This is a genomic window from Rhizobium sp. AQ_MP (assembly GCF_014237835.1).
In the GTDB taxonomy this organism is placed as follows: domain Bacteria; phylum Pseudomonadota; class Alphaproteobacteria; order Rhizobiales; family Rhizobiaceae; genus Allorhizobium.
In genome coordinates this window covers 45,777-60,825 of sequence record NZ_JACJVI010000005.1, presented here as the reverse complement: position 1 = coordinate 60,825, position 15,049 = coordinate 45,777, and the positions used below count along the sequence as shown (strand labels likewise).

General features: G+C 61.3%; 15 protein-coding genes. 8 read left to right on the top strand and 7 right to left on the bottom strand.

The window, feature by feature from the left end:
• Window positions 1-50: 50 nt before the first annotated feature.
• Entirely contained in the window at window positions 51-2,465 is a 2,415-nt protein-coding gene (locus tag H6M51_RS09995; protein ID WP_185809718.1) for an OmpA family protein, read from the bottom strand.
• Between the two features lie 360 nt (window positions 2,466-2,825).
• Between H6M51_RS09995 and H6M51_RS09990 the strand changes: the two genes are divergently transcribed.
• From H6M51_RS09990 to H6M51_RS09975, 4 genes are all read left to right on the top strand, one after another.
• Entirely contained in the window at window positions 2,826-3,599 is a 774-nt protein-coding gene (locus tag H6M51_RS09990) for an ABC transporter substrate-binding protein (RefSeq protein ID WP_185809717.1), read from the top strand.
• Between the two features lie 112 nt (window positions 3,600-3,711).
• Complete coding sequence (locus H6M51_RS09985) at window positions 3,712-4,515, top strand: ABC transporter permease (RefSeq protein ID WP_185809716.1); 804 nt, start codon at window positions 3,712-3,714, stop codon at window positions 4,513-4,515.
• The gene (locus H6M51_RS09980) at window positions 4,512-5,342 is read left to right on the top strand and encodes an ABC transporter permease (RefSeq protein WP_185809715.1); all 831 of its coding nucleotides are present in this window, start codon (window positions 4,512-4,514) and stop codon (window positions 5,340-5,342) included. The genes H6M51_RS09985 and H6M51_RS09980 overlap by 4 nt, the downstream gene beginning before the upstream one ends.
• Before the next feature lie 171 nt (window positions 5,343-5,513).
• The gene (locus tag H6M51_RS09975) at window positions 5,514-5,780 is read left to right on the top strand and encodes an usg protein (protein WP_136541530.1); all 267 of its coding nucleotides are present in this window, start codon (window positions 5,514-5,516) and stop codon (window positions 5,778-5,780) included.
• A gap of 2 nt (window positions 5,781-5,782) precedes the next feature.
• On the opposite strand, the gene H6M51_RS09970 is transcribed toward H6M51_RS09975, so the two are convergent.
• The gene (locus tag H6M51_RS09970; RefSeq protein ID WP_185809714.1) at window positions 5,783-6,520 is read right to left on the bottom strand and encodes a DUF2270 domain-containing protein; all 738 of its coding nucleotides are present in this window, start codon (window positions 6,518-6,520) and stop codon (window positions 5,783-5,785) included.
• Between the two features lie 126 nt (window positions 6,521-6,646).
• Between H6M51_RS09970 and H6M51_RS09965 the strand changes: the two genes are divergently transcribed.
• The 3 genes from H6M51_RS09965 (at window position 6,647) to H6M51_RS09955 (ending at window position 10,063) form a co-directional block, all read left to right on the top strand.
• Window positions 6,647-7,459: a methyltransferase domain-containing protein gene (locus H6M51_RS09965; RefSeq protein ID WP_185809713.1), complete on the top strand. Its 813-nt coding sequence runs from the start codon at window positions 6,647-6,649 to the stop codon at window positions 7,457-7,459.
• Between the two features lie 101 nt (window positions 7,460-7,560).
• Entirely contained in the window at window positions 7,561-9,099 is a 1,539-nt protein-coding gene (locus H6M51_RS09960; protein WP_185809712.1) for a hypothetical protein, read from the top strand.
• Window positions 9,100-9,193: 94 nt separating this feature from the next.
• Window positions 9,194-10,063 (top strand): NAD(P)-dependent oxidoreductase, encoded by an 870-nt coding sequence (locus H6M51_RS09955; protein WP_185809711.1) that lies wholly within the window; start codon window positions 9,194-9,196, stop codon window positions 10,061-10,063.
• 27 nt (window positions 10,064-10,090) lie between these two features.
• Here H6M51_RS09955 and H6M51_RS09950 read toward each other — a convergent pair whose 3' ends face one another.
• From H6M51_RS09950 to H6M51_RS09940, 3 genes are all read right to left on the bottom strand, one after another.
• Window positions 10,091-10,579: an Lrp/AsnC family transcriptional regulator gene (locus H6M51_RS09950; protein ID WP_185809710.1), complete on the bottom strand. Its 489-nt coding sequence runs from the start codon at window positions 10,577-10,579 to the stop codon at window positions 10,091-10,093.
• Between the two features lie 66 nt (window positions 10,580-10,645).
• Window positions 10,646-11,290 (bottom strand): uracil-DNA glycosylase family protein, encoded by a 645-nt coding sequence (locus H6M51_RS09945; protein ID WP_246780482.1) that lies wholly within the window; start codon window positions 11,288-11,290, stop codon window positions 10,646-10,648.
• 38 nt (window positions 11,291-11,328) lie between these two features.
• Complete coding sequence (locus tag H6M51_RS09940; RefSeq protein ID WP_185809708.1) at window positions 11,329-11,901, bottom strand: thermonuclease family protein; 573 nt, start codon at window positions 11,899-11,901, stop codon at window positions 11,329-11,331.
• A gap of 118 nt (window positions 11,902-12,019) precedes the next feature.
• Between H6M51_RS09940 and H6M51_RS09935 the strand changes: the two genes are divergently transcribed.
• Window positions 12,020-13,555 carry a HAMP domain-containing sensor histidine kinase gene (locus tag H6M51_RS09935; RefSeq protein ID WP_185809707.1) on the top strand — a complete coding sequence of 512 codons (1,536 nt, stop codon included), beginning with the start codon at window positions 12,020-12,022 and terminating at the stop codon, window positions 13,553-13,555.
• Here the strand turns inward: H6M51_RS09935 and H6M51_RS09930 are convergent, their stop codons facing one another.
• Window positions 13,556-13,975 (bottom strand): diacylglycerol kinase, encoded by a 420-nt coding sequence (locus H6M51_RS09930; protein ID WP_185809706.1) that lies wholly within the window; start codon window positions 13,973-13,975, stop codon window positions 13,556-13,558.
• On the bottom strand, window positions 13,968-14,990 hold the full coding sequence (cobT, locus tag H6M51_RS09925; protein WP_185809705.1) for a nicotinate-nucleotide--dimethylbenzimidazole phosphoribosyltransferase: 1,023 nt from the start codon (window positions 14,988-14,990) through the stop codon (window positions 13,968-13,970). The genes H6M51_RS09930 and cobT overlap by 8 nt, the downstream gene beginning before the upstream one ends.
• Window positions 14,991-15,049 lie beyond the last annotated feature (59 nt).

Genomic DNA, 15,049 nt, shown 5'->3' with positions numbered 1-15,049 from the left:
GGCCGCCGGAGTGATCCGGCGGCCTTCGTCATTGTCTGGTTCGCAGCCAATCAGTCGTTGCTGGCGACCCCTGCCGGGCGAACCAGAGTGGTCACGCGGCGGATGGCAACACGACGGTTCTGCTGCTCGGCGGCTTCCGTGCGGATCTTCAGGAAGCGCTCGCCATAGCCCTGTACCGACATGTTTTCCGGCGGGATGCCGTAAACTTCGGTCAAGAGGTTGGCGACCGTCTCGGCGCGCTTGTCGGAAAGCACGAGGTTGGACCGATCTGAACCGACGGCGTCCGTATGGCCTTCGATCAGGAACACTTCACCCGGATCCTTCTCCAGGAGTTTGCTCATCGCCTGGGCCACCTTGCGCAGGGTGCGGGCCTGCTCCAGCGGCACCTCGGCCGAACCGGACGGGAAGGTGATCGTATCGAGGTCGATACGACGGACCTTGTCGCGGATACGGGCAGACGACTTCACCTCGTCGATTGAATAGACGCGTTCGACGCGCTCGACCGGCGGACGGGCGAGGAAGTCGTAGTAGTCACGATCAGGCGAACGGGTGGTGCTGACGATGTAGTCGTCGACCGGGATGGTCAGACGCATCGGCGGCAAGGACAGACCAACGTCAACGAATACGCGCGGACGTTCGCTGTCGGCTTCCGGCGAGTAGAGGAGCACATATTCCCGACCGCTCGGGGAAATGCGCGAACGGATGATGATGTCGCCATAACGGTTGTAGACCGTCACCAGCTTGCTGCCATCAGCGCGTTCGATGGTCTCACGCGTGCGGCCACGCGGGAGCTGCTCGTAATAGGTCTCGTCCGCATCCCAACGCAGGCGCGGCCGGTCGTCGCTACGAACCACGATCTGGTCGCCGACATTGATGACGGTGCGGTTGTCCACCTGCTCGATGACCCGGATCTCGGTGACCTGGTTGACCACGTTGTTCTGGATAATCGTGTTGTTCGTCACATTATTGGTCACGTTATTGTTCGTCACGTTGTTGGTGACGTTGTTCGTGACGCTGCTGTTGGTGACATTGGTGACGCTGGTCGGCACGTCGAAGGTCGGTGCAGCATCGAGCGTCGTTCCTTGCTCGGCAATCGTCGCCTGGATGGTCTGCGGATCCACGACAACGCTGTCGGCCTGTGCCTCGGCATCGGTTTCCGGCGGAGGAGCCACGTCTTCCTGCGCTCTCAGCAGTGTGCGCTGTTCGCGAGCATCCTGCCCGCCGGCATTGTCGGCGTCCTTGTCGCTGTCGAGTACGGCAGCCCCATTGTCCACCGGAAGAACCACGGTTTCAGATGTCTGGGCCGGATCTTCAGCGATCGCCTCTCTTTCCTCCGCAGAACGGGTATCGGTGATTTCTTCGACAGGCTGATCGACCGGCGGCTCGACGGCAGGCACGAGAACCTGCTCGCCCTCCGGCTGCTGCGCGTCGGCCGGAACCTCTTCACCGGTTGCCTGCTCATCCGCCGGCTGCTCGCTTGGCGGTGCAACAGCGCATTCGGCCTCAGTCGCGGCCTGCGAACCATCGGCGCAAGTTACGCCCTCGGCCGGCTGCTCCTCAGCGGGCTGTTCGGCCGGCTGGGCTTGGCCATCTGCGGGAGCCTGTTCCTCAGTCTGTTCAGGAGCGGCCTGCTCCTCAGCTGGCTGTTCTTCCGCTGGCTGTTCTTCAGTTGGCTGCTCCTCGGTCGGCTGCTCAGCTGGCTGCTCCTCGGCCGGCTGCTCTTCCGCTGGCTGTTCTTCAGCGGGCTGTTCCTCGACAGGCTGCTCTTCCGGGGTTGCCGGAACGGGGCACTCCGCTTCCGATGCCGCCTGGGAACCGTCGGCGCACGTCACGGCAGCCTGCTGAGCCTCCTCGGCGGCGCGCTGAGCTTCCGCTTCAGCTTCTGCCTGGGCCTGGGCCTCTGCTTCAGCCTGGCGCTGGGCTTCCGCCTCGGCCTCGGCCTGAGCCTGCGCTTCTGCTTCGGCCTGGGCCTGCGCCTCGGCCTCTGCCTGGCGTTGGGCTTCCGCTTCGGCCTCGGCCTGAGCCTGCGCTTCTGCTTCCGCCTGGGCCTGCGCTTCGGCCTCTGCCTGGCGCTGGGCTTCCGCTTCGGCCTCGGCCTGAGCCTGCGCTTCTGCTTCCGCCTGGGCCTGCGCTTCGGCCTCGGCCTGGCGCTGGGCTTCCGCTTCGGCCTCGGCCTGAGCCCGTGCTTCTGCTTCCGCCTGGGCCTGCGCCTCGGCTTCCGCCTGGCGCCGGGCCTCTTCTTCGGCCGCCTGCGCCGCCCGTGCGGCGCATGTCTCGGCATCCGGTGCCTCGGATCCATCTTGGCAGGTCACGGCCTGTGCAAGCTGGATGAGTTGTTCCTCGGCCTGCCGGGTTTGAACCTGTCGTTCGGGGTGTCCGGTAATCGAAGCCGCGACCGGCTTTGCCAGCACCGCGACGGACAGGACCGGGATTGCCACCGTATTGAGCAATCTCTTCTTGAACATGCCTTGCGTTTCCTTCCCTGCGCATGGACCGGTGAGAGACACCCACGCCGCCATGCTGTTGAATGCGTGCTCGATTACGCGAACCGAAGCTTCTGCCAAGCTAGTTTTCGCATAATTAACCGTGGCTGAACGAGTTAGAAGGAGTTTTGCTCCACTCAACCAGACCAGATGGAACAAAAAAACTTGGCGTGATGCGTCCACCGTTTTTAAAGTGGCAAATTTGACCGGTCACGCCTTTTGTTGTTGATTTCAGCCAGAAAAACAGACGATTATTGGGTCCAAGTGTGGTCGATCGCGCCACACGATCACGGACAGCCGCCTTACAACAACAAACGGCATCCACCCAACAGAGAGGATCCTATGCGTATTCCGACACGTTTTCTGGCCGCAGCATCGATCGCTGCCCTGTCGCTCTTTGCCGGTTCGGCCATGGCGCAGGAAAAGCTGATCATCGGCACCGAAGGCGCCTACCCGCCCTTCAACAACCTCGAAGCCGATGGCTCGCTGGTTGGCTTCGACATCGACATCGCCAAGGCACTTTGCGAAGAGATGAAGGTAACCTGCGAATTCGTGACGCAGGATTGGGACGGCATCATTCCGGCCCTCCAGGCCAAGAAATTCGATGCCATCATCGCTTCCATGTCGATTACCCCTGAGCGTCTGGAGAAGGTCGACTTCTCCAAGAAGTACTACAACACCCCGCCGGCCGTCGCCGTGCCCAAGGATTCGACGATTACCGATGTGGCTGGCCTTGCCGGCAAGACCATCGGCGCTCAATCGTCGACGACGCATGCCAACTATGCCGAAAAGCACATGGCCGACAGCGAGCTTAAGCTCTATCCGACGGCCGACGAATACAAGCTGGACCTCGAAGGCGGCCGCGTTGACGCCGTAGTCGACGATATCGTCGTGCTTTCGGAATGGCTGAAAACCGACGCCGGCGCCTGCTGCAAGATCCTGACGCCGCTGCCGGTCGACGTCGAAATCAACGGCCAGGGTGCAGGCATTGCCGTCCGCAAGGGCGAAACCGCGCTGGCCGACAAGTTCACGGCCGCCATCGAGGCGATCCGTGCCAGCGGCAAATACGCAGAAATCAACAAGAAATATTTTGATTTCGACGTTTACGGCAACTGAGACAGGGATATCCTGATGAAATCGAGTGGCGGAAGTCGAACACTTCCGCCATTTTGCATTTGAACGGCATGAACATCAAAAATGGCGGGAGAAACCGCCAAGGGGGAATGGCATGGGCGGATTCTCTTCCGCACTTGGCTCGCTCTGGGCCTGGATCAGTTACACCTTGGATCCATTCTGCGGGCCGGTCGGGATCTTCAACCTGCTCGCATCCGACACGCTGGTGGGCTGTGGCGATCAAGGCTGGGGCGATGAGATCGCGTTCGGCGTGAAGGTCACCCTCACCCTGTCCCTTGCAACGCTGCCAGTCGGCCTAGCTCTCGGCTTTCTCATCGCGCTGGCGAGACAGTCCGGCGAATGGAGCCTGCGTGCCGCAACCGGCGTCTACACCACGATTTTTCGCGGCCTCCCTGAACTGCTGACCCTCTTCATCGTCTATTTCGGATTCCAGATACTGGTTCAGTCCGTACTGTCCTGGTTCGGCATCGATCAGCGGGTCGAGATCAACGCCTTCCTGGCAGGCATGATCGCCCTGTCCGTTGTCTTTTCATCCTATGCGTCCGAGGTGCTTCTCTCAGCCTTCCAGGCCATACCCAGGGGCCAGTATGAGGCGGGAAGTGCTGTCGGCCTCAGCCGGCGCAAGACCATGTGGCTGATCATCGTGCCGCAATTGGTCCGCATCGCACTGCCCGGCCTCAGCAATCTCTGGCTCGTGCTCCTCAAGGATACGGCCCTTGTCTCCGTCATCGGCCTCGCCGATATCGTGCGCCAGACCGGTGTGGCAGCACGCGTCACCAAGGAGGCCTTCCTTTTCTATGGCATTGCTTGCCTTCTCTATCTCTTGCTCGCAACCCTGTCTTCGATCGGTCTCAACGCCATCGCGCGTTGGGCCAATCGCGCGGAGGTCAGCCGATGAGCCATGCCGTTGAGATGATCCCTCCCCGGCCTGCACCGCCGGTCAAGGCGCGCCGCATCAGCGGCGCACGGATTGCCGGTTATGCCATTCTCACCCTCTGGGCCGTGCTCGGGCTGGCTCTCACATGGTACTTGGCTTCGAGCTGGGATCCGGAAAAGATTGAGCGCTATGGCTGGCGCTATCTCGACGGGCTCGCCACGACCCTCATCCTGACATTCGGATCGATCACCCTCGGCGCCGTGCTGTCGTTTCCCGTCACCTTCGCACGCATGGCGAAGAACCGGTTGCTCAACGCCGTCGCCTATGGCTACGTCTATGTCTTCCGCAGCACGCCGATGCTCTTGCAGATCTTCCTGATCTATTATGGTCTCGGCTCGTTCCGGCCGCAGATCGAAGCGGTTGGTCTGTGGTGGTTCTTTCGTGAAGCCTGGTACTGCGCCCTCTTCGCCATGACGCTCAACACCGCCGCCTATCAGGCCGAGATCCTGCGTGGCGCGATCGAAAGCGTGCCGCGCGGCCAGACGGAGGGTGCAAAGTCGCTCGGGCTTCCGGCCTCGGTCACCTTTTGGAAAATCATCCTGCCCCAGGCCCTGATTGTCGCCCTGCGCCCTTACGGCAACGAGATCATCTTCATGATCAAGGGTTCGGCCGTCGTCGCCGTCGTCACCGTATTGGATCTGATGGGTCAGACGCGCTACGCCTTCTCGCGCACCTTCGACTACCAGACCTATCTCTGGGCAGCGATCTTCTATCTCGCCATCGTCGAGGCGTTGCGCCACACCTGGGGAGCGATCGAAGCGCGGCTGACCCGACATCTGAAACGATGATCGCGAGTGGGGCGGCGGCTGCACGGCTCCGCGCCTCATTAGAACTTCCTTTACCACACGGTGTTTCCATCGTCTCAGGGCCCGCGTCGGTCGCGGCCCCGGTCGGTCGCGGAAGCGATGACACCGTCCGCGTCGATCCGTCTTCAACGAGAACACGGGGAACGCTGGCACATGAACAGCGAAATGGAACTGATGCTGAAGGGTTACGGGCTGACCACCGCCCAGATCCTCTACCGCCTGCCCGATCATCCCTCGCTGCTGCAGACCTACATCTGGCAGCACTACGATCTCGCACCTGACTTCCCGGAAATGCGCGGCTTTCTGCGCTTCTGGCAGGACAAGATCGAGGGCCCGATCCATTCTGTCACCTACGTGCACAAGAAGATGATCGCGGCCAGCGAATGGCGGTCCTTGAAGGGCGAGTTCATCCTGCACTGACGTCAGACATGCACCTCCCCATGGGCGAATTCGCCGTCGTCCGGCTCCCGGTGCAGACAGGCGAGCAGCAGCGCTACATGGAAGGCACAAACCAGGGCCAGAACGAAGCCGCCGGGGAGCGGGCCGAGGTCGGCATTGCCGATGACCTGCCAAAAGCTCCCGACAAATTCGACGGGTGCCTCCCCCTGCTGCAGTTTCGGGCTTGAAATCTTCAGCGCCCAGGCCAGGAGCAGGATCAGATACATCCAGCCATAGTTCCTGCGGATACGCCGGAAAAGCGCCGCACGATAGCTGATCAGGAACACCGGCTTTCTCAGGCTCGCGGCAATCGCCTCGGCCCAGTCCGGTTTCAGTTCCGCCTGCGGGAAAAGCGCCTGGGCGAAGTAATGCCGTTCGAGTTGACGCACACGTGCCCGGTATACATCGAAGAAGCGATAGCGCCGCGCCTCGATCAGCAAGAAGACGGAAATCAGGAGCATCGCGAACAACACCACCCCATGGTGGGAGGTCGGCGTTGACAGGGACACGGACAGCAGACCGGCAACCACTGTCATCGACCAGTTCGACGTTCGATCGATCCGGTCACGCCAGCTCGTCATGCGTCCGATCTCTCCACGATAGTAGTGGATGATCATATTGGCCTTCTCGGCCGAATTCGCCGGCAAGGCCGGCGCGAGCCGCGCGGGCCTGTCGCTGTCCAGTGGCAGAATGCCAGCCTTCTCCTGTGCGGTCCGTTCCATGCTTTGCTCCATGTGCCCAAAACAGGAATGCGCAGCACCGGGTTCCCTTTTCATTGCCAATCCGGGCCCGACCCGCTAGACGACCGGCAAAGGCCGCTCGACCGGCCGCAAGAACAGGAGGCCAGTATGGCCAAGATCGACGAAGAAGCCCTGGCGGAAGCCTATAACCGTGCACTGGCGCTCGAAAAGGCAGGCGACATCGACGCCGCCGTCCAGGCCTATGAGGAAGTGCTGGCCATTGATCCGGACGATCACGGTGGTGCCTCCGTCCGCATTGCAGCGCTTGGCCGTGGCGAGGCCCCGCCCCGGGCGCCCGACGCCTATGTCGAGACCCTCTTCGACCAACATGCCGAGGCTTTCGAGGACATCCTCGTCGAACAGCTCGGCTACAGCGTGCCGATGATGGTGCGCCAGCGGCTGCAGGCCCTCGGGCTCGGCCCGTTCAAGCGGCTGCTCGACCTCGGCTGCGGCACCGGCCTCACCGGCGGCGCGCTGCGCGACATGGTGGACGACATGACCGGCATCGACATCTCCGAAAAGATGGTCGAGATCGCCCACGAGAAGGATCTCTACGAGACCCTCTATGTCGCCGAACTCGAGGACTTTCTGGAAGACAACGACGACGAGCCCTTCGACCTCGTCACCGCCACCGACGTTCTGCCCTATCTAGGCGCGCTCGAACCTTTGTTCTTCGGCGCCGCCGAAAACATGACCGACGGCGGGATCTTCATTTTCTCTTCCGAGACCATGGCGGACGAGGTCATGAACGGTCGTCCGTTCATCGTCGGCCCGCACCAGCGCTTCGTCCATGCCGAGACTTACGTGCGTGAGCGCCTGACCGAGACCGGTTTCGAACTCATCGAGATCACCGACATCAATGTCCGCATGCAGGATGGAAATCCGTCGCCGGGCCATCTGGTCGTCGCGAAAAAGCGATAATTTTTCTCGCATAGATTGCATTTGCAATCTATGCGCGCAGACGATTTGTAGTCATCGCCGGCTCCTCCTGCTCTTCTTCCCGACAGGCAGGGGGCGCCAAGATGGAAATCAGCAATATCGTGAATTGCCTGCAGATCTGGCTCGGAATCGGGGGCATCGAGGGATGCGCTCCCAATGGTTATGCGCTGGCGCTCGCGGTACTGACGCCCGTCCTGTTCATCTACGCACGAAACGAGATGCGACAGAGGCGCCTGCTCGTCATAAGAGATTTCCTCACCTCGTATCCCGAAACGGCGAAACCGCCGCAGGATCGGTCCGGCGAAAACAGCTACATCAACCCATCCGTCGAATTCGTGCGCTCCAAATATGTCCAGGGCATTTCCAGACCCAAGAAGAAGGATCCAACCGCAACCAGGCAGACTCCCATCGAGGAGATTGACGACTTCATCGCCAGCACGAAGCTGTTGGATTGGAGCGATCTTCGCCTGCTGATCACGTCCTCCGGCATGATGATCGTGACCTACTACGGGGCGGATGCGCTTCTGCGCGGATTGTCTCATAAGACTTCGTCGCCCTGCCTTATCGCTTGTGGCACGACCTTATCCTCCACGATGACGGCAGATCTCTATCTGATCGCCGGCCTTGCCTTCGCCGGAGCCTATCTGGCAGCCATTCGTGGCTTTATGCGTGGGTTGGCGGCCTTCGACCTCTCTCCGATCACGTTTCTCCGCTACGCCGTGGAAACGATCGTATCCGTTGTGTTCATCGTCGCAGCTTACCGCGCCATTCCGGATCCCACATTGGGGATTCGCATCGTGGCCGACACAGGGGGCGACGCAGCACTTCCCCGGGCGCCGACACCCACACAGCTCCCGGAGGTGTCACATATCTGGCTCCTTCTCGCGCCGGTACTGGGCTATCTCCCCGACAGCGCATCGAAGTTCGTGATCTTGCGCCTGCAATCCCTGATCTCATGGGTGAAAATGGATGATGACCGCTTCAACAAGGTCACGCGGATCACGCCGCTCGACGCCCTCGACGGTATCGACTATGCCACGCGTTTTCGCCTGCAGGAGTCTGGAATTTACGACGTCCAGGGCCTCGCCACCTACAACCCCATCATGCTGCATATCGAAACACCCTACGGCATCTACCAGGCCGTCGACTGGATTGCACAAGCCCAGCTCTGTCACCTTGTCGGGCTCGAAAAGTTCCTCGTTCTTCGTGAACTTCAGATCCGCACGATTTTTGATCTCGAGAGAGCGATCGACTTTCGCAAGACCGGATCGGAGACCAGCGACAGCCCCGATGAGTTCGACCTGCTTCTGGCAGGCGTGCTGATTGCACCAACCCAGAATCTGCGTGATGTCTGCACCACTGGCGGCGTTCAACTGCTGATGGTCGATCAACAATCGATCAAGCCGGCAGCGAATCCCGACGAATTCTGCCGCTGGTTCCGCGAGAAGCTCGGCATCGAGCCAGCAAACGTGAAGGCGCGAGTAGAGCACATGCTGGGCTGGATCGCCGACGATTTGCATGTGCGCCGGCTGCGACGCATCTGGCAGGATATTTCCGACTCGCTCGGCGAGCGGTCCAAACGTCTGGATGGTGAGCTGCCGAAACCTCCAGGCCTGGGCTAGCGGTGCCCGCTCGAAGCAGGAGCCAGCGACCTTTCCCCGAAGCGCAACCTGCTTTATGCCTGTGGCCTCGGCGAAATCTCAAAGGCAGGACGAAATGGCAAAGGTCGCATTCATCGGTTTGGGGGTCATGGGTTTTCCCATGGCAGGTCACCTGAAGGTCAAGGGTGGCCACGAGGTGAAGGTCTACAACCGGACGACCGCCAAGGCTGAAGCTTGGGTCGCCAAGTTCGGCGGCAGCCATGGTCTGACACCGGCTGAGGCCGCTGAAGGGGCCGATTTTGTCTTCACCTGCGTCGGCAATGACGACGACCTGCGCTCGGTGACAACGGGCGAAAACGGTGTGATTGCCGCCATGAAGGCAGGCGCAATCCTGATCGACAACACCACTGCCTCGGCCGAGGTCGCGCGCGAACTGGCCGAAGCAACGGCCGCCCGGGGCTGCGGCTTCATCGACGCGCCCGTCTCCGGCGGCCAGGCCGGCGCCGAAAACGGCGTGCTGACAGTCATGTGCGGCGGCGACGAAGCCACCTTCGAGAAGGCCCGCCCGGTGATCGACGCCTATGCCCGCATGGTCGGCCTGATGGGTCCGGCTGGCGCCGGCCAGCTGACCAAAATGGTCAACCAGATTTGCATCGCGGGCCTCGTCCAGGGACTGGCCGAAGGGGTGCATTTCGGCAAGAAGGCCGGGCTGGACATCGAGAAGGTGGTGGAAGTGATCTCCAAGGGCGCCGCTGGCTCCTGGCAGATGGAAAACCGCCACAAGACCATGAACCAGGGCAAGTACGATTTCGGCTTCGCCGTCGACTGGATGCGCAAGGACCTCGACATTGTCCTGACCGAGGCGCGGCGCAACGGCGCCAACCTGCCGGTCACCGCACTGGTCGATCAGTTCTATGGCGAAGTACAGAAACTCGGCGGCAACCGCTGGGACACGTCGTCGCTGCTGGCGCGCCTCGAGAAGTAAAAATGAAAAGGGGCGCTACGGCGCCCCTCAGTCTTCCTGGGACTTCTGGTTGTCGAGCACCATGTAGTCGAGCGGAAGCTCCGTCGTGTACTTGATCTGCTCCATCGCAAAGGCAGAGGAGACGTCGCGGATCTCGATCTTGGCGATCATCCGCTTGTAGAAGGCGTCATAGGCCGCGATGTCGGGAACCACCACACGCAGCAGGTAATCGACGTCGCCGCTCATGCGGTAGAACTCGACCACTTCCGGAAACTCGGAGACAACCTCCGAAAAGCGCTTCAGCCATTCGATCGAATGGCTGGACGTGCGGATCGAGACAAACACCGTCACCTTGGTGTTGACCTTGGCTGGATCGAGAAGCGCGACGCGCCGGCGGATCACGCCATCCTCTTCCATTTTCTGGATGCGGCGCCAGCACGGCGTGGTCGAGAGACCGACCTTCTTGGCGAGATCGGCTACAGCCAGCGTTGAGTCTTCCTGGAGGATACGGAGAATTTTACGGTCGAGGCGGTCCATGGCACATCCTGAGAAAACTGATTTTTCTTGATATAGCCGATCCGGTAAAAATTATGGAAAATCATTTCAACCTATCAACAAGGAAACTTCTCTGCGCAGCACCGGAAGCACTTCGGCTTCAAACCAGGGATGGCGCTTCAGCCATCCCGTGTTGCGCCAGCTCGGATGCGGAAGCGGCAGCACCCGAGGCCCCTCACGGTTGGCGAGCAAAGACTCACGCCAGTTCGCAACGGTTTCGGTCATGGTCTTGCGTCGCAATCGCCCAAGATGCCAGGCCTGCGCATACTGACCGATCGCCAGGATAAGCTGCACCTGCGGCATCGCATCCATAACAGTCTGCCGCCAGTGCGGGGCGCATTCCCGGCGCGGCGGCAGGTCGTGGCCGTTCTCGTCGTAACCGGGAAAGCAGAAGCCCATCGGAGCAATGGCCAGCCTGCTGCGGTCGTAGAAGGTCTCTCGATCGATACCCAGCCATTGCCGCAAGCGATCGCCGGAGGCATCGTTGAACGGAATCCCGGTCTCATGCACCCTAAGGCCCGGCGCCTGCCCGGCCACAAGAACGCGCGCGGTGGCCGAGAGCCAGGCAACAGGTCGTGGTTCGTGTGGCATCCGCCGTTCGGGTCCGCCATCAGGACAGTCGCGACAGATGCGACAACGGGCGATCGCCAAGGAGAGTGTATCAATTGTCGGCGGCAGGTCGCCCCGCGGCATCATCGGCGGACCGGGGATTTCAGGTGTCATTCTATTCTTCAGTCCTCGAACCACTGCGTCAGCCAATGCGGTAGAAACGCACCGAACCGACCAATCGGTTCCGTTTCCTGGATCTGGCGATGTCTCCGCCAGTCCGAAGGACGCTCGAAGTGCCCACTCCAGATGCCTTCGCCTGCCTGGCGCGCGCCGGCCTCGGCAGCAAGATAACGTCCGTCCGCCACCGCAACACCGGAGGCCACGAGCATTTCACCGAGATCCGTCAGGCCACGCCTGCACACGACGAGCAGACGACCATAGCGATCACGCCGCGTCCCGCTGCATTCCCAGCCCTTCTGGGAGACGAATGATCGCAGGGCATCCCGTGCCGCTTCGCCACAGGGATACGGGGCTTCATTTCCCCTCTGGCAGGACTGAGCAAGTTCGGGCGCATCAATCCCCTCAAGCCGCAATCGCTCCCCCGCGAAGCCCAGCGTATCCCCGTCAATGGCAAAGAAGGGACCCGAAAACCTGCGCGCCTGTTCATTCTCGAGCTTCGCAATGATGAGCAGGGCGAGCGCCAGGATGGCGAGCCCAAGCCCAAGATCACGCAGGCGCCGAAGGCTGCCGGTCACATTCCCACCCATTTCAACAACAGATCCTTTTCACACATGGCAAACAAATCCTTCCACGACAGGATCTTCTTAAGAATTCGGCGCTAGGGTTCCTCAAGGCGCGGAAGACTGCAACGCAATGAGTAACGGCGTAGACACATCGGCGGACAAAAACGTTCTCGACCTGACGCGGACCAGTCGCAACAGGGCAACGACGCGCGCTGTCCGTACGACGCGTGAGCGCCTTCAGACCGGTCAGGGTACCTCGCCTGCCTTTGACGCCGAAATCCTGGCAATGCATGTCGCCGCCTGCCTGCAGGGTGCAGCGGTCATCCCGATCATCATTCTGTTGATTGCCGCCTCCGGCGCCTACTTCATGTCCCAGCCCCAGTTCCTGATTTGGGGCCTGTTCGCATTGACCATGCATGCCATCGGCATCTTTGTTGTCAAGCGTGCATCCGGAACGGAAATCACGGCCGAAAACCAGAACAGGTGGCGCCGCATCCTGCTCCTCTCCCAGATGGCCATGGGCCTGTCCTCGGCAATCTTCGCATTGCAAGACTGCGCGAGCTGCGACCCGACCGCGTTCACCTTCTACAAGGGCGCCGTCCTGCTCGTGGCGCTCTCCATCTCAGCCATGGCCAGCATGCTGCTGCGTCAGGCGGTACTGTTCGGCTTCCTGCCAGCCGTGGTCGCACTGTCTTACCTGTCGATCGATAGCCGCAACGTTCTTGACCTGGGTCTGACCGCCGTCTTCAGCACAGCTCTCATCTTCTTCATCTACATCACCAGCCGATTGCACCAGGCCAACGTCAAGCTCCTGTCATTCCAGACGGAAAAGGACGATCTGATCGCCGAGCTCGAGGTGGCCAAGTCCCTGTCGGACGAGGCAAGGCGCCGCGCGGAAGAGGCCAATATGGCAAAGTCGCGCTTTCTGGCCTCCATGTCCCATGAGCTTCGCACACCGCTCAACGCCATCCTCGGCTTCTCCGAGGTCATGGCGACGGAAGTCCTCGGACCGCTCAACAACCCGCTCTACAAGGAATACGCGGGCGACATTCACCGCTCTGGGAGCCATCTGCTCGAACTGATCAACGAGATCCTCGACCTCTCGCGCATCGAAGCCGGCAAATACGAGCTGAGCGAGGAAAGCGTCTCCCTGCTGGAGATCGCCGAGGACTGCATCGGCATGATCCAACTGCGCGCCAAATCGAAGAATATCCGAATCGAACAGCAGTTCGAGCGGGATCTGCCCTCGCTCTGGGCCGACGAGAAGGCGCTGCGCCAGGTAATCCTCAATCTTCTGTCGAATGCCGTGAAATTCACGCCCCAGGGCGGCGAGATCATGGTCAAGGCCGGCTGGACGGCCGGCGGCGGTCAATACATCTCGATCCGCGACAACGGCCCGGGCATCCCGGAAAACGAAATCCCCGTCGTGCTCTCCGCCTTCGGCCAGGGATCGATTGCGATCAAGAGCGCCGAACAGGGCACGGGCCTTGGCCTGCCGATCGTCCAGGCGATCCTCGCCAAGCATGGTGGCGAGTTCAAGCTCAAATCCAAGCTGCGCGAAGGCACGGAAGTGATCGCCATCCTGCCATCGAGCCGCGTGCTCGAGAGCCTGCCGGCTGTTTCCGAGGTCAAGGCGGTGGAACCGCGCCGCCGCCAGTTCGCCTGATCAGGCGAAGAACAGCCGGCTGATCACCACATAGGCCGCAAAGGCGCCATTGGCCACGATCAGGCAGAAGACAGCGAAGGACCCAAGATCCTTGGCATTGCGCCCAACCGTCGAAATTTCAGGCGAAATGCGGTCGACCAATTCCTCGATCGCCGTATTCAGCGCCTCCACACAGAACATCAACATCATCAGCACGATGAAGCCGAGGAATTCGACAAAGCTCGCCCCGACAAGACCGAAGATGACAAGGCCGGCAACGAAGGCGAGAAGCTCGTGCCGGAAGGCCGCCTCCTGGATCAGGCGTTTGAAACCCTGTGCCGAATACTGGCCGGCCGCAAACAGATGTGCGATGCCAGTTTTCTTCTGTATGACAGCCGATGCGAGCGGTTCCGTCCCGCCGTTCTTCTTGCGATCACTCATGGGACTTGTTGGATACCCCGGCCTGTTCGAAGGTCGCCATGCCCGAATGGCAGGCAGCCGCAGCCTTGACGATCCCGGCGGCAAGTGCGGCGCCGGTGCCTTCCCCCAGACGCATGCCGAGCGCAAGCAACGGCGTCTTGCCAAGCCGCTCGATCGCCCTCAGATGGCCGGGCTCGCCCGAGACATGGCCGATCAGGCAATGGTCGAGCGCCGACGGATTGGCCGCCTTCAGGATGGACGCGGCCGCCGTCGCGACATAACCGTCGATCAGCACCGGAATCTTCTCCATGCGGGCAGCCAGAATGGCGCCGGCCATGGCGGCGATTTCACGACCGCCGAGGCGGCGCAGCACTTCCAGCGGATCGGAGAGGTGCTCGCGATGGAAGGCAACCGCCTGCTTCACCGCAGCGACCTTGCGGGCAAGGATATCCCCCTCGGAACCCGTGCCGGGACCAACCCAGTCTTCCGCTTCGCCGCCATAGAGGGCGAGATTGATGGCCGCGGCAATGGTCGTGTTGCCGATCCCCATCTCGCCGATGCAGAGCAAATCCGTGCCACCGGCAATCGCCTCCATGCCAAACGCCATGGTGGCCGCGCAATCGCGCTCGGAAAGGGCCGCCTCGCAGGTGATGTCGCCCGTCGGGTAATCGAGCGCGAGATCGAAGATCTTGAGGCCGAGATCGTGGGTCACGCAGATCTGGTTGATCGCGGCGCCACCGGCTGCAAAATTCTCTACCATCTGCTGGGTCACCGAAGACGGAAACGGTGTGATCCCGTGCTTGGTGACACCATGATTGCCGGCAAAAATGGCAACGAGCGGCCGGTTCACGGCCGGTGCCCGTCCACTCCAGGCAGCAAGCCACATCGCGATCTCTTCCAGTCGCCCAAGGGCGCCCGGCGGCTTGGTCAGCTGCTTGTCGCGTTCCCGAGCCGCCACCAGCGCCGCCGTATTGGGTCCCGGCAGGTCGCGCAACAGAGCGCGAAAATCATCGAATGGCAGGCCGGTAACGCTCATGGATCGGGCTTCCTTGTATTCTTCCAGCAAATCAGGCTTTGTGGCCTCTCTCATAATGA